Source organism: Lutimaribacter degradans, from assembly GCF_023703375.1.
Classification (GTDB): domain Bacteria; phylum Pseudomonadota; class Alphaproteobacteria; order Rhodobacterales; family Rhodobacteraceae; genus Lutimaribacter; species Lutimaribacter degradans.
The window spans coordinates 231,220-244,846 of sequence record NZ_JAMQGO010000002.1 but is presented as its reverse complement, the minus strand read 5'-3'; the positions used below and the strand labels follow the sequence as shown (position 1 = coordinate 244,846).

13 protein-coding genes and 1 tRNA gene are annotated in these 13,627 nt (G+C 63.4%); 10 read left to right on the top strand and 4 right to left on the bottom strand.

Translation table 11 applies throughout. The annotated features are described in order from the left end of the window. Positions 1-8 precede the first annotated feature (8 nt). The 4 genes from M8744_RS05695 to M8744_RS05680 are packed head-to-tail and all read left to right on the top strand — an operon-like array spanning position 9 to position 4,638. Positions 9-1,643, top strand: a complete 1,635-nt coding sequence (locus M8744_RS05695; protein WP_251410792.1) for an aminotransferase class V-fold PLP-dependent enzyme — start codon at positions 9-11, stop codon at positions 1,641-1,643. After that, complete coding sequence (locus tag M8744_RS05690) at positions 1,643-2,947, top strand: NAD(P)/FAD-dependent oxidoreductase (protein ID WP_251410789.1); 1,305 nt, start codon at positions 1,643-1,645, stop codon at positions 2,945-2,947. The genes M8744_RS05695 and M8744_RS05690 overlap by 1 nt, the downstream gene beginning before the upstream one ends. A gap of 10 nt (positions 2,948-2,957) precedes the next feature. Next, a complete protein-coding gene (locus tag M8744_RS05685) occupies positions 2,958-3,467 on the top strand; it encodes an L-2-amino-thiazoline-4-carboxylic acid hydrolase (protein ID WP_251410787.1) in 510 nt (169 codons plus the stop codon). A 1-nt stretch (position 3,468) separates the two neighbouring features. Next, the gene (locus tag M8744_RS05680; protein ID WP_251410784.1) at positions 3,469-4,638 is read left to right on the top strand and encodes a M20 aminoacylase family protein; all 1,170 of its coding nucleotides are present in this window, start codon (positions 3,469-3,471) and stop codon (positions 4,636-4,638) included. Positions 4,639-4,900: 262 nt separating this feature from the next. On the opposite strand, the gene M8744_RS05675 is transcribed toward M8744_RS05680, so the two are convergent. Further along, entirely contained in the window at positions 4,901-5,059 is a 159-nt protein-coding gene (locus tag M8744_RS05675; RefSeq protein ID WP_251410781.1) for a hypothetical protein, read from the bottom strand. Positions 5,060-5,437: 378 nt separating this feature from the next. Here M8744_RS05675 and M8744_RS05670 point away from each other — a divergent pair, with 378 nt between their 5' ends. Together M8744_RS05670 and M8744_RS05665 are read left to right on the top strand one after the other, a co-directional pair. After that, positions 5,438-6,637 carry an AI-2E family transporter gene (locus tag M8744_RS05670; RefSeq protein ID WP_251410778.1) on the top strand — a complete coding sequence of 400 codons (1,200 nt, stop codon included), beginning with the start codon at positions 5,438-5,440 and terminating at the stop codon, positions 6,635-6,637. Between the two features lie 419 nt (positions 6,638-7,056). After that, positions 7,057-7,698 carry a DUF1236 domain-containing protein gene (locus tag M8744_RS05665; protein ID WP_251410775.1) on the top strand — a complete coding sequence of 214 codons (642 nt, stop codon included), beginning with the start codon at positions 7,057-7,059 and terminating at the stop codon, positions 7,696-7,698. A gap of 356 nt (positions 7,699-8,054) precedes the next feature. Here the strand turns inward: M8744_RS05665 and M8744_RS05660 are convergent. Continuing rightward, positions 8,055-8,129: transfer RNA gene (locus tag M8744_RS05660), tRNA-Gln, on the bottom strand. 67 nt (positions 8,130-8,196) lie between these two features. Beyond that, complete coding sequence (locus M8744_RS05655) at positions 8,197-9,522, bottom strand: mechanosensitive ion channel family protein (protein WP_251410773.1); 1,326 nt, start codon at positions 9,520-9,522, stop codon at positions 8,197-8,199. Between the two features lie 195 nt (positions 9,523-9,717). Here M8744_RS05655 and M8744_RS05650 point away from each other — a divergent pair, with 195 nt between their 5' ends. Both M8744_RS05650 and hemP read left to right on the top strand, forming a co-directional pair. Continuing rightward, positions 9,718-9,873, top strand: coding sequence for a hypothetical protein (locus tag M8744_RS05650; RefSeq protein WP_251410770.1), 156 nt, complete (start codon positions 9,718-9,720; stop codon positions 9,871-9,873). Continuing rightward, a complete protein-coding gene (gene hemP, locus M8744_RS05645; protein ID WP_251410767.1) occupies positions 9,870-10,034 on the top strand; it encodes a hemin uptake protein HemP in 165 nt (54 codons plus the stop codon). The genes M8744_RS05650 and hemP overlap by 4 nt, the downstream gene beginning before the upstream one ends. Positions 10,035-10,143: 109 nt before the next feature. On the opposite strand, the gene M8744_RS05640 is transcribed toward hemP, so the two are convergent. Continuing rightward, positions 10,144-10,641 carry an SH3 domain-containing protein gene (locus M8744_RS05640; protein ID WP_251410764.1) on the bottom strand — a complete coding sequence of 166 codons (498 nt, stop codon included), beginning with the start codon at positions 10,639-10,641 and terminating at the stop codon, positions 10,144-10,146. Positions 10,642-10,753: 112 nt separating this feature from the next. Here M8744_RS05640 and M8744_RS05635 point away from each other — a divergent pair, with 112 nt between their 5' ends. Continuing rightward, the gene (locus M8744_RS05635) at positions 10,754-11,740 is read left to right on the top strand and encodes a 2-hydroxyacid dehydrogenase (protein ID WP_251410761.1); all 987 of its coding nucleotides are present in this window, start codon (positions 10,754-10,756) and stop codon (positions 11,738-11,740) included. 69 nt (positions 11,741-11,809) lie between these two features. Continuing rightward, complete coding sequence (ggt, locus tag M8744_RS05630) at positions 11,810-13,585, top strand: gamma-glutamyltransferase (RefSeq protein ID WP_251410758.1); 1,776 nt, start codon at positions 11,810-11,812, stop codon at positions 13,583-13,585. Positions 13,586-13,627 lie beyond the last annotated feature (42 nt).

Below are 13,627 nucleotides of genomic sequence, written 5' to 3'. Positions count from 1 at the left end.
GGCTTATCATGACACTACAATTCAAAGACATCCGCAACGCGATCATCGGCGAGGGCTGTGCGATTCCCGGCCCGTTCGGGCCGCGCCCGCTGATGTACGCGGATTACGTCGCCTCGGGCCGGTCGCTGTCGTTCATCGAAGACGCGATCCGCGCTCATGTTCTGCCATATTACGGCAATACACATACCGACACGTCCTTTACCGGACGCCGGACCACGCAGTTGCGCGAAATGGCCCGCCAGGCCGTGCGCAGCGCGGTTGATGCCGATGCAGATCATGCGGTGGTCTTCACCGGGTCGGGCGCCACCGGCGCGGCGGACAAGCTGGTGCGCGCGCTGGTGCTTCTGGGCATGGATGAAAGCTCGGTCGTGTTCGTGGGCCCTTACGAGCATCATTCCAACGATTTGCCGTGGCGCGAAAGCGGTGCGCAGGTGGTTCGGATTCCACTGGATGCGCAGGGCAGTATCTGCCTGTCTTCGCTGCGCACGCAACTGGAGGCCCACCGGGATGCACCGATAAAGGTCGGTGCGTTTTCGGCGGCTTCGAACGTGACGGGCGTGCGCACCGATCTGCGCGCGATTGCCAACCTGCTGCACGCCCATGACGCGTGGTGCGTTGCCGATTTCGCGGCGGCAGCCCCCTATATTCCCGTCCGGCTGTCCGAGACCGAACCCGGGGCGGATGATCGGATTGATGCGGCGTTCATCTCGCCGCACAAGTATCCGGGCGGGCCCGGCGCCTCGGGTCTGCTGATCGCCGACAGGCGGTTCCTGGATACAAGGCGCCCGACCGTAACCGGGGGGGGCACCGTTTCCTATGTAACCGCCGCTGGCCATGAATACGTTGCCGACCCTGAACGCCGCGAAGAGGGTGGCACACCATCGATCGTTGAGAATATCCGCGCGGGCATGGTCTTGCAGTTGAAGCGCGACATGGACGAGGGGCTTGTAGAAGCCAGCGAAACGGCGATGACACGGCGCATGGAGACGGCATTGCGCGCGATTCCGGGGCTTGAGCTTCTGGGGCCGCAAGACGTTCCGCGCATCGGGATTTTTTCTTTCAACATCAGGGTGAAGGGGAAATACCTCCACCACAATTACGTGGTGGCCCTGTTGAATGACCTGTTCGGCATCCAGGCCCGGGGCGGTTGTTCCTGCGCAGGCCCCTATGGGCACGAGCTTCTTTCGATCGACCTTGAAACCACGGAACGCCATCAAGAGGCCGTCAGCCGTGGCCATTCCGCGTTTCGGCCCGGATGGGCGCGGCTGGGAATCAACTGGTTCTTCTCGGAAGAAGACGTTGACCGCATGGCTCGGGCCATCCGGTTCATTGCCGAAAACGGGCTGGCCCTGTTGCCGCTTTACCGGCTGGACGTGACGGGCGGGGTATGGCGGGCAAACCGTCCGCTTGATGACGGCCCGCCTTCCAGCCTGTCCGCGCTTTGGTCAGGGACGCAGGCGATGCGTGCCGATTTGCCCGACTTCGACGCTTGCCTGGCTGAAGCGGCGGACCTGGTGCGCGCGGCAGCAAAGCAGCCCATGCCGGACAGGCCGGCCCTTCCGCCGGACGAGGACGCCTTGCGCTGGTTCTGGTTGCCAACCGAGGCTGCAAACCCGATCACATCGCAAGAAGGAGCCGCCTGATGGACAAGCCCGTGGAATTTCCGCCGTCGCTTTGGGCCGCAACCGCCCCCGAACGCAGCCCCGCGCCGGCCTTGAACGGCACCGTGGAAACCGACGTGGTAGTGATCGGTGGCGGCTTTACCGGCCTGTCGGCCGCGATCGAGGCCGCCCGGCGTGGCAACGCTGTTACCTTGCTTGAAGGCAAGGCTGTCGGTTGGGGCGCGTCGGGGCGCAACAATGGCCAGGTGATCCCGATCCTGACGGCGGCCGAGCCCGATATGTGGGTCAGCCGCTTTGGCGCCGCGGGCGAACGGATGGTGCAGTTGATCGGCAATTCCGCCGATATCCTGTTTGACCTCGTGCGCGAATTCGACATGCGGGCCGAGGCCGAGCAATCGGGCTGGTTCCAGCCTGCGCACAGCCCCGGACGGGTGGCGCTGTCGCGAAAGCGGGTAGAGGCGTGGCAAAGGTTCGGGTTCCCGGCCGAGCTGAAAGACAGCAAGGAAGCGGCCGAAATCCTTGGTTCGGATTTCTGGTACGGCGGGATGTACAACCCGTCCGGCGGGCATATCAATCCGCTGGCGCTGTCGCGCGCGATGGCAAAGACCGCCGAGTCACTGGGCGCGACGATCCACGAGAACTCGCCGGTTTCGACCTTCGAACGTGAAGGCGCGCAATGGGTCGCGCGCACCACGAACGGAACGGTCAAGGCGCGTGCCCTGATCCTTGCCACCAACGCTTATACCGGGGAACTGGCACCGGGGCTGGCGCCGCGCCTGGCGCGTTCGATCGTGCCGGTACACAGTTGGCAGATGGCGACCGAGCCGGTGGGCGACAACCTGCGCCAAAAGCTGTTGCCTGGCCGCCAGGCCGTGTCGGACACGCGCGGTGATCTGCGGTTCTTCCGCTATGACGCGCGCAATCGTCTGATTACCGGCGGGGCCGTCATCGGTAGTTTCGACGTGGCCAACCGCGTGCGCAAGAAGGCCGCCAACAGCCTTGCCGAGGCTTTTCCCGAACTGGGCGTGCCCGAGATGACGCATGTCTGGTCCGGTTTCATTGGCATGAACTGGGACCGTTTCCCGCGCATTCACAAGCTTGGCCCCGATGGCTGGGCCTGGGTGGCGTGCAACGGGCGCGGCGTCGCGCTGGGCACGTCGCTGGGCCGCGAGCTTGCCAGGGCGGTGACAGGCATCGACGAACACGAACTTGCCTTGCCCGTCACCGAACCGAAACCCTTTCCCGCGCATGGCCTGGTCCGTCGCGTGGCGCCCGCCTACCTGGCGTGGCTCAAACGCAAAGACCTGAGCGAACCGAAACTGTAAGGAGCACCGCATGTCTGACAACGAAGCCCCCCGGACCGACACCATGGATATCAATGACATCCCGATCCTGCTGCGCCGCAAGATCGAGGCCATGATCCTCAAGCACGTGTTGGAGGTGATCACCGAACGGTCCGGTCGCGAAGAGGCAGAGGCCGTGATCGGCGATACCTGTTCGCGATCCGCCATCGAACAGGGCGAACAACTGGCCGAAGCGCTTGGCCGAACACCCAACCTGACCGATTTCGCTGAAATCCTGCCGAACTGGACCCGCGAGGACGCGTTGCAGATCGAGTTGCTGGAAGCCACCGAAGACAAGATGGACTTCAACGTGCGCCGTTGCCGCTATTCCGAGATGTACAAGGAAATGGGGCTGGGCGACATCGGGCACCTGCTGTCATGCAACCGCGATGGCGATTTCTGCATCGGCTACAACCCGGATATCGAGCTGACCCGCACCCAGACCATCATGAAGGGTGCCAGCCATTGCGATTTCCGTTACCGCATGAAGAAGGGCGCCTGATATGGCTGTTGAAAACTGGGTTGCGAAGGAAATCGAAGGTATCACGGCCTTTCGCCGCGATCTGCATCAGAACCCGGAGCTTTTGTATGATGTGACGCGCACGGCCACGGCCGTTGCCGCCGCCCTGCGCACCGCGGGCGTGGACGAGGTGGTTGAAGGCGTCGGCCAGACCGGCGTCGTCGGCGTGATCCACGGTCAAAGCAACACGTCGGGGCGCATGATCGGCCTGCGCGCGGATATGGACGCGCTGCCCATCGCCGAGGCGACGGGCAAGCCCTGGGCCTCGCTCGTGCCCGGAAAGATGCATGCCTGTGGCCATGACGGTCACACCGCGATGTTGCTGGGTGCGGCCAAGCACCTGGCCGAAAGCCGTGCATTCGACGGCACCGTGATCGTGATCTTCCAACCGGCTGAAGAGGGCGGCGCAGGCGCCAAGGCGATGATCGACGACGGGTTGTTCACCCGCTGGCCTTGCAACGAAGTCTACGGGATGCACAACCGCCCCAACCTGCCGATCGGCCAATTCACCATCGCGCCTGGGCCGATCATGGGTTCGGTGGATGAGGTGAAGATAACGATCGAGGGCCGAGGCGGTCATGCGGCCCGGCCGCATGACACGATCGACCCCTTGCCGATAACCGCCGCGCTTATTCAGGCGGTTCAGACCGTCACGGCTCGCACCGTCGACCCGATGGATAGCGCGGTGGTGTCATTGTGCACGCTCAAGGCGGGCAATGCGTTCAACGTCGTTCCCCAATCCGTCGAGGTGACGGGAACGGTGCGAACCTTGCGCGAAGAGGTACGCGCGCATGTCGAGACGCAATTGGCACAACTGGTCAACCACATTGCCGCGGGGTTTGGCGGCGTCGGCACGCTTGACTATATCCGCCAGTACCCGGTGACGGTGAACCACGAAAGCGAAACGGGCCTTGCCGCGCGCGCGGCGCAGGAGGTGGCCGGAGAGGAGAATGTTCATCTGGACATGCCGCCAACGCTGGGTGGTGAAGATTTCTCTTTCATGCTCAACGAGGTTCCGGGCGCGTTGATCAATATCGGTAACGGGCCATCGGCCGGGTTGCATCATCCCGAATACGATTTCAACGATGACGCCATCGCCTGGGGGTGCTCTTATTGGACAACATTGGTGCGGCAACGCCTGCCCTTGGGCTGACGCCGCACTGGGGGCAATGGCCTGAATGGCCCCTGGCCTGTCACTTTTCGGAATTGCGGGGCGCGCCCGTTCAGGGCGTGCGCCCCGGGGCAGGCTGCCCGGCGCCAAGCGCTGCGCCGAGTCGGGTATGGGGCTGGCCAGTAGCACGACAAATTGGATGACATGATCCGTGCCAAGCATGGCGCAAGCCCTTGGTTCGGCCTGGAAGCAATTAGCCCCGCCGGACGAGGTAAAACGCGGCGGGGCTCATACGGTGGCAGCGTCAGCCCTTGCGCGGGCTGTTCTTTGCCTTGCCGGATGTATTGTGAAAGACCGTGTCGGTCTTGCTCGTCTTCCCGTCAGCCTCACGGGACTTGTACTGGGACAGCTGCCTTGGGGCCGTCGAGTCGCCGGCTGCCTTCTTCTTTTTCTTCTTTTCCATTGTCCTGACCTTTCTGTTCCTTCCGGTAACTCCGGTCTCGGTCCTTTCGCGGGTGACATTCGCCTTGCCATATGCCGCCTTGACCGACCCAGGGGCCTGTATGGCCCTTCCGTCGGCCTCGTGGCGGTTTGTCCGCTCGCGCGCGTTGCCAAAATTGCCCTGATGGTGCCGTCAGCCGGTTTCTGACCCGGAAGCGGGATCGCCGGACCTGCACCCAGGGAACAAGGGAAACGGTGCAGGTCCGGCGCCACGATACCCACAATCGCCGCTTGGCAACCGCGCCGCACTAACCTGCGTCAGCCCAACCCGACGTCGCCGCAGGTAAGGTCGGCTCTGCCCGACACGCCGTCAGCCGCATCGCGCGGCCGGTGCGGGCCCATGTATGAAGTGAGATTGCAACCAGTGCCGGCTACCGGAAGGATTTCCAGGCTCGATCGTGGCGCGATACAGACCGTATCGCTGGGCATCATCGCCAGCGTCATGATCATCGCGGCGCTTGACGCGGCAAGCCTGATCGCGGTGCCCACGGTACTCGCCGTGCTTTGTGCGATAGCCCTTGCACCTTCGGTCCGCTGGTTGGAGCGCACGGGGGCCCCGGCCTCGCTTTGCGCGGCCTTCGTTGTCGGCGGCCTGCTTTCGGGCGCGGCAGTCACCGCCTATTCGCTTTCTCCCTCTGCCGAAGCCTTGAATGATCGCGCGCCGCAGATCCTGCGCGAAGCGGAATGGCGCGCACGCCAAATCATATCTGAGCTATCGTACTCGTCTTCGTCCGACGACGAAGCCGCCCCCGCACCGGCAGTCGTGCCGGAAAACAATTTCCAGACCGCGCCGGACGATGCGCCCGCGACCGACTCGCAGGAAGAAACCGGCGACGACACGGGTGACAACGGGGCGAAGGAGCAAGATGACGATGCGGTGGACAGGCTGGTCGAAGGAGGCCAGAGAATGTTGACCGACTGGGCGATAGGAACTCCGAGAATTGCAGGCGGAGCCGCGTTCTGGGCCATGCTCACCTTCTACATGCTGCGCGATCGCGTGATGTTGGCCCGCTGGGTCATATCCGTAGTGCCCGGCGGTTCGGCGCGGCGGGCGGTCGGCCGGGCCATGCGTGACGTGCGCACGAACGTCGCGCGCTACCTGTTGGCAATGTCCGCTGTCAACCTGGCGCTCGGAATCTGCATTGCCGTGGCGTTCCAGCTTCTTGGCGTGGCGAATGCTCCGCTATGGGGCGTTGCCGCGGCGCTTTTGAACTTCATGCCTTTCTTGGGGATCGCCATCCTGGCGCTGATCACGTTGGGCATAGGGATTGCCTCGTTCGAAGACCCTGTCGTTGCCTTCGCGCCCTTCGCGGTCATCGTCGTGCTGAACATTTTGGAAGGTCAGATAGTTACGCCAATGGTAATCGGTGCGCGCATCCGGATCGCCCCCATCGCCGTTTTCGTGGCGATCGCCTTCGGCGCCTGGCTGTGGGGCGCCGGTGGGGCATTGGTGGCTACGCCAGCACTTATCGTTGCGGTGGCCTTCGTGCGCCGGCTCAACGCGGCCTCGCTCAGCGCAGACCGAAATAGCCCAGAATGAACAGGACGATCACGATAAGGCCGACAATGTATATGATCCGGTTCATTGGTTTCCTACCTGTTGGATGATTTGCAATCAGCGAGTCGCCGGAAAAATACCCGCTTGCAAAGCGTGCGAAATAACATGGATCAGTATGTGGCCGACGCGCAGGATATCCTTGGCGCACACGGTCGTTCCTGCTCCAGGGCCGGTGGCAGACCCGCGCCAACGCCAACGCCGACATAATGCACGGTACGCACCGCTGGCTGACCTGCATCAGTCTGGGATGGTGGATTGAAGGGTATGTTGACCTTGGCGGGCGAATCTCCGGCCGCCAAGAGGTTTATTCCAGACATCGCGGAAACACGTGCAGGCCATTCACAGGTCTGTCGAGAATCCTGAAACCGCGATGGGCGGGATTAGGCCAGTAGGAGTTTCAAATGACTATCAAGCTCACTTTGGGTACCACGCTTGCCGGTTTGGTTCTTGCCACATCAGCTTTCGCAGAAACCACGGCAACAGCCTGGACCGACCTCAACCTTCGGGCGGGGCCAAATACGACATATGATATCATCTCGGTAATTCCGGCAGCGCAAAGCGTTGTGGTGGACGGATGCCTTGACGAGTCCAACTGGTGCCGGGTCACGCATGGCGAGATCAACGGCTGGGCATCGGGGGATTACCTGACCGCGATGGTCGAGGCGCCCATCGCGGGCAACCGTGAACGGCTGGCAGTCAAATCCGTGACCTATGAAAAGGATCCTGGCGCGGCAGTTGGCAGCGGCGCGGTCGGCGCGGTTGCGGGCGCCGCCGTGGGGGGGCCGGTTGGAGCTCTCATCGGCGCGGCAATCGGTGCGAGCGCCGGTTCGGCGGCCACACCGACGGACAAGGTAACAACCTATGTCCGCGCCAATCCGCTTGATCCGGTTTATCTCGACGGAGAGGTTGTCGTGGGTGCTGGCATTCCCGAAACAGTCACCCTGTCCGAGGTGCCTGACAGCGAATACCATTATGCCTATGTCAACGGTGTTCCGGTTCTTGTCGAGCGCGAGAAGCGCCGCGTGGTGTATATCGTTCGCTAGGGTTTCGCCCTACAGCGTCGACACATGATTGCTGGCCAATTTCATTGAGCTTTGGCGATCCGGGAAGCCGGGTCGCCTTTTCATGTTCAAGGTCGCGAAACGAATTGAAAACATGATGTCCCCATGTCTGCATGCCACGACATTCCCGGGTCGGGGCAACGGACTGACGCGTGCAAACAACCGGGGCTTCCGGGGAAAAGGGGGTGCCGGTGGGGTTCGCCGCCACACACACAGACGGCACTCCGCGGCGGTTGACGTGATCCATCACGCCGATATTGCGCGCTTTCTCATGACGCATCCGCCCGTCGAAGATCCTTCGACATTTTACGTCATAGTTGCAAAACTTTGCGGGTAAGTGGCTGGGGTGGTAGGATTCGAACCTACGGTACACGGTACCAAAAACCGCTGCCTTACCGCTTGGCTACACCCCAACAGTGACGCGCTAATTACTGTCTTGTGCCCGGGGGTTCAAGACCGGATTTGCGAAAAATTTGTCGATTATTCGCGCGGGGCATCTTCCTTGAGCAAGTCTTCTTCGCCGCCCACCTCTCGTTCTTCCTTGACGATGCGTTCCAGTTGATGTTCGGCCTTGGCCTGCACATCGGGCGATTCGCTCGGATCGTTCACCGGGGTCACATGCCCAGCCTGGGTGGGCACCGCGGTGGTGGCGATATCGCGGGTCAACAGGCGATAGGTGGGTTCGGGCATTTCGATCTCCGCTGCCTCGAACGCGGACAGGATCTGGCGGATCGCCTCGCCACGCGCGGCCAGGAGCGACGTGTTGCCCTGGTTGATCCAGGCGGTCATGCGCAGCGTGATGTCCGACCCGTTCAGCGACTCGGTCCAGATTGCCACGGCGGGCGTGTCCAGAACGAAGGGCAGGGCATTCATCGTGTCGGTGGCCAGTTTGATCGCCGCGGCCAGGTCAGTGCCATATCCCACGCCCACGTCGAACACGAAGCGCCGTTCCGGGTTGCGGGTGAAATTGACGATGCGGCTTTTGAACACGGTCGAATTGGGAATGCGTATATGGTTGCCATCATAGCTGAGCAAGATGGTCGCGCGGCTGGTCAGGCGGATGACCTTGCCCTCGTCGCCGCCAATCTCGATGGCATCGTTGGGGCGAAAAGGCTGCCGGATGGACAGCATGACCGAGGCGATGAAGTTTTCAACGGTGTCGCGGACGGCAAAGCCGATGGCCAGGCCGATGATCCCGGCCGCGCCCAGTATGGTCGAAAGCAGCGCGGTCGCGCCAAGTATATCAAGCGCGACGACAAGTCCGCCGATGGCAAAGGTCAGCCGGATGATCTGGCGATAGATGTCGGCGATGAAGGCGTTCGGCGCCAGCCGATTCCACAGGTTCCGCATCCGGGCGATCATAATGCCCAAGGCAAGCACAAGCGCGAAGGCCAGCAGTGCCACGGCCAGAAGCGGGGTGTAATTCACCAATTGCCACATGCGTTTCTTGAACCGCTCAAGCGCGGGGTCGAGGCGGCGGGCGACATCCGTTGTTTCGCTTACTTCGTTCTCGATCGCCACGACACCATCAACCCGGCTTGCCAGTTCGTTCAGGCGTGCGGCTTGCACGGCCTCCAGCGTGGTGCCGCGCAGCGTGACGATGCCCGATGACACGGTAACCGTGACGTCTTCATACCCCCCCAGTTCAGAAAGGATGTTGCGAATTCGCACGGCGATGGCGGCGTCATCCTCGGCGGTGTCGGTCACGTCGATGGTGCCGGTGGGCTGCTGGTTGGCAGATTGGGCATGCAGGGCGGCAAACGGCAGGATCGACAGGCAGGCGACAAGCGCAAGACGAATGATCATGGGAAATTCTCGTTAAGCGAAATGAAAGACCTTCGCGAAGGCTAAGACAAAACCCGCCCCATGCCCAGCCACGCCGCGCAGTGGAATTGGGGGCTTGTCTAATCTGACTAAAACAGTCATGATTTGCGAAGCCACCCCAGACCTGCGGGCCAGCCGACATATGCAATGTGAAACGCGTGAACAGGAATGTTGCGAATGACCCGTCAAAGCCCACCGGCGCCGATGCGCCACATGCCCAATGGCCCCGACCGGGCCGAAATCGTCAGCCTGCTGCATGACAGCCTCGTGCCCGACCTACTGGCACTGGAAACGCTACTCGACCGGATCGAACACAGGGAGAGCCGGGCATGATCGAGCGGCAGAATTTTTCCCAGAACACCCCCGCCACCAGGATACCCGAGCATGACGCGCGCGATCTGACCGGCAATGACGGGTTGGCCCAGATCAAGCTGGATGACCAGGTTTACGTCTTGCGCATCACCCGCGCCGGAAAGTTGATCCTGACGAAATAGGCCATGACAATGGCGTGCCGCGTTTCGTCGGTTGCACTTTGCGCGCCTGGCCCTGCCGGAATTGCATGTCCAGGTCGTTCGATACGGCCCCAAGGCCGAGCGACCTGTTCTAATCGCGAATTTCGTCCGGCTTGACGCCCCACAGCGCGTCCTTGGGCGCCCAGCCGCGATATCCCGCGACCGACAGGCGGCACCAATCCGGCACACATTCGCCCAGTCGCGCGATCACCCCCAGTTCAAGCTGCGCGGTGATCGTGCTGGCCGGGTCGGGCCGGGTGCGCATTTGCAGCATGTCTCGGTCGACGATCACCGTACGCACACCAGACAGCAACGAGTAATGCACCCAGCCGCCGGCGCCTTCATGGTCACGCACGCGACGCCAGTGACCGTGCTCGGCGGTGATCTCAACCGGCATGTCCTTTTGCGTAAAAACCCAGTCGATGCGATGCGTCAGCGATGGGCCGCGCCGCACATTGGCCTCGCCCGCGCGGATCGACACGTAGCGCGGCATTGGCAGGTTCGTTACCGGTCCGCGCTCTTGCGCCTGCGCCACGCCTGCCAGAACAAGCCCCGCACATAGCAAAAGACGCCCGATCCACGATGTCATGGTGCCTGTTCCAATCGCCCGATGTTTTTGCCCCCGGGTTCTTGTGCCCCGGCTATTCATCGGCCACTCTGCCACCAAGACCCGAGATTGAAAACCCTTTGGGAGGAGTGCGATGCCATCTGATCGTCTGAGTGTTGTCGTTACGCGACGTTTGCCCGCCGCTGTCGAAACCCGCATGACCGAGCTCTTCGACGTGCGCTTGCGCGATGACGACACTCCGATGACCCGGGATGAGCTGATCGTGGCAATGCAGCAGACCGATATCCTGGTGCCGACGATCGGCGACCACATCGATGCCGGCATGCTGGGCCAGGCCGGTCCGCGGCTAAAGCTGATCGCGAACTATGGCGCGGGGTTCGACCATATCGACGTGTCGACCGCCCGGCAGCGCGGAATCCTGGTGTCGAACACGCCCGGCGTGCTGACCGATGACACCGCCGACATGACCATGGCGCTGATCCTTGCGGTGACGCGGCGCATACCCGAGGGGCTGGCGATGGTTCAGTCGGGCGATTGGGAAGGCTGGTCGCCCACGGCGCTGTTGGGCGCGCGTGTCGGCGGCAAACGCCTGGGCATTCTCGGGATGGGGCGGATCGGGCAGGCGGTGGCACGGCGCGCGCGGGCCTTTGGCATGCAGATCCATTACCACAACCGGCACCGCCTGCGTGCCGAGGTGGAAGAGGCGCATGAAGCGACCTATTGGGAAAGCCTGGACCAGATGGTGGCACGAATGGACGTGATCAGCATCAATTGCCCGCACACGCCTTCGACCTTTCACCTGATGAACGCGCGACGGTTGAAGCTGCTCAAGCCAGAGGCGGTGATCGTGAATACCAGCCGGGGCGAGGTGATCGACGAAAACGCCCTGACGCGCGGGCTGCGCGCCGGCGAAATCGCGGGGGCGGGGCTGGATGTTTACGAACAGGGGCACGACATGAACCCGCGCCTGCGCGAGATGCCCAACGTGGTGTTGTTGCCGCATATGGGCAGCGCCACCCGCGAGGGGCGGCTGGAGATGGGCGAAAAGGTCTTGATAAACATCAAGACCTTCGCCGACGGCCATCGCCCGCCCGACCAGGTGGTGCCGTCCATGCTGTGACCCGGCAGGGCGTCGCGGCACGGTGAAATTACCGGCGGCAATTTGCCGGGCGAGTTGAAAGGGGGAGTCATGCGTGGTGTCATTCTTTCCTTGGTTCTGGGCCTGTCCGCCGGCATGGCCTGCGCGCAAGAGGCGGCAGATAGCGTCGCCCCCGAGGCGGGCGGTGCCGGTGTCGTCGTCACATCCGACGCGGTGGCTGCCGCGCAGGCGGCCAAGGCCGCGGGCCAGCCCGTGCAGGCGCGCGAGTGGATGGTGGCGGTGGCCAACCCGCTGGCGGCCGAGGCGGGCGCGCGGGTTCTACGCACTGGCGGCACGGCGGCCGATGCAATGGTGGCAGTGCAGGCGGTTCTGGGGTTGGTCGAGCCGCAAAGCTCGGGCCTGGGCGGCGGGGCATTCTTGGTATGGTACGATGGCGCGACGGGCGAGGTGACCACGCTGGACGGGCGCGAAACCGCGCCATTGGCGGCCACGCCCCGGCTGTTCCAGGATGACGCCGGTGAACCTCTGGGCTTTTTCGAGGCCGTGGTCGGGGGGCGATCGGTGGGCGTGCCGGGCACCCCTGCCTTGATGGAAACCGCCCACAGGCGCTGGGGTGGGGTCAACTGGGGCAGCCTGTTCGACGAGGCGATTGCGCTTGCCGAGGGCGGGTTTGCCGTGTCGCCACGCCTGGCGGCATCAGTGGCACGCGATGCGGAGCGTTTGGCCAGCCACCCTGTGACAGCGGATTATTTCCTGCCCGGCGGCACGCCGATTGCCGAAGGCGACAGGCTGCAAAACCGGGATTACGCCGATGTTCTGCGTCGGATCGCCACGGAAGGTGCCGAAGTGATGTATCACGGCGAGATCGCCGCAGATATCGTGCGGGCCGTGCGCGAGGCGGCAAACCCCGGTGTCTTGTCGGCGCTTGACCTGGCCATTTACGCGGTGCGCTCGCGGGCGGCCGTATGCGTGCCATATCGCGACACGCAGGTATGCGGAATGGGCCCGCCAAGCTCGGGCGGGCTGACCGTGGGGCAGATCCTGGGAATGCTCAACGGCCATGACTTGCCCGGCCCCGACAGCGCCGAGGCGTGGCGCCTGATAGGCGATGCCAGCCGCCTGGCCTTTGCCGACAGGGGCCTCTACATGGCCGACAGCGATTTCGTGCCGGTGCCGGTCAAGGGGTTGATCGCCGCCGATTACCTTGCGCGTCGCGGGGCGCTGTTGACAGGCGATGACGCGCTGCCCGAGGTGGCGCCGGGCGCACCGGAATTCGACCATGCCTGGAAATATGGGCCGGGGGCAGACATGGCGCAGCCGGCAACTTCGCATATCTCGATTTCCGACACGTACGGAAATGCGCTCAGCATGACCACGACGATCGAGAATGGCTTTGGCAGCCGGGTGATGGTGCGGGGCTTTCTGTTGAACAACGAGTTGACGGATTTCTCGTTCCGCTCGCATCGTGACGGGCGGCCCGTGGCCAACGCGGTGGCGCCGGGCAAGCGGCCGCGCTCGTCCATGGCGCCGACAATCGTTCTGCGCGACGGCAAGCCCGTTCTGGTGGTGGGCAGCCCCGGCGGCAGTCGCATCATCGGTTTTGTCGCCAAGACGATCATTGCCTTCGTCGACTGGGGGCTGGACGTGCAGCAGGCGGTTGACCTGCCGCATTTGGTAAACCGGTTCGGCACGTTTGACCTTGAGGAAGGGACCGAAGCCGAGGCATTGGCCGGGCCGTTGCGCGCCTTGGGATACGAGGTGGCCATCGGCGGATTGAACTCGGGCCTGCACGCGATCTCCATCGGGCCGGATGGCCTGCGCGGCGGGGCCGACACGCGGCGCGAGGGCGTGGCCCTCGGTGAGTGATGCAGGCGCTTGATACGGCTGGCAACGCCGGATCAAGCGGCC

Excerpts from the sequence above, each read along its gene's own strand:
- M8744_RS05695 (WP_251410792.1), top strand. The coding sequence starts at position 9 with ATGACACTACAATTCAAAGACATCCGCAACGCGATCATCGGCGAGGGC.
- M8744_RS05690 (WP_251410789.1), top strand. The coding sequence starts at position 1,643 with ATGGACAAGCCCGTGGAATTTCCGCCGTCGCTTTGGGCCGCAACCGCC.
- M8744_RS05685 (WP_251410787.1), top strand. The coding sequence starts at position 2,958 with ATGTCTGACAACGAAGCCCCCCGGACCGACACCATGGATATCAATGAC.
- M8744_RS05680 (WP_251410784.1), top strand. The coding sequence starts at position 3,469 with ATGGCTGTTGAAAACTGGGTTGCGAAGGAAATCGAAGGTATCACGGCC.
- M8744_RS05675 (WP_251410781.1), bottom strand. The coding sequence starts at position 5,059 with ATGGAAAAGAAGAAAAAGAAGAAGGCAGCCGGCGACTCGACGGCCCCA.
- M8744_RS05670 (WP_251410778.1), top strand. The coding sequence starts at position 5,438 with ATGTATGAAGTGAGATTGCAACCAGTGCCGGCTACCGGAAGGATTTCC.
- M8744_RS05665 (WP_251410775.1), top strand. The coding sequence starts at position 7,057 with ATGACTATCAAGCTCACTTTGGGTACCACGCTTGCCGGTTTGGTTCTT.
- M8744_RS05655 (WP_251410773.1), bottom strand. The coding sequence starts at position 9,522 with ATGATCATTCGTCTTGCGCTTGTCGCCTGCCTGTCGATCCTGCCGTTT.
- M8744_RS05650 (WP_251410770.1), top strand. The coding sequence starts at position 9,718 with ATGACCCGTCAAAGCCCACCGGCGCCGATGCGCCACATGCCCAATGGC.
- hemP (WP_251410767.1), top strand. The coding sequence starts at position 9,870 with ATGATCGAGCGGCAGAATTTTTCCCAGAACACCCCCGCCACCAGGATA.
- M8744_RS05640 (WP_251410764.1), bottom strand. The coding sequence starts at position 10,641 with ATGACATCGTGGATCGGGCGTCTTTTGCTATGTGCGGGGCTTGTTCTG.
- M8744_RS05635 (WP_251410761.1), top strand. The coding sequence starts at position 10,754 with ATGCCATCTGATCGTCTGAGTGTTGTCGTTACGCGACGTTTGCCCGCC.
- ggt (WP_251410758.1), top strand. The coding sequence starts at position 11,810 with ATGCGTGGTGTCATTCTTTCCTTGGTTCTGGGCCTGTCCGCCGGCATG.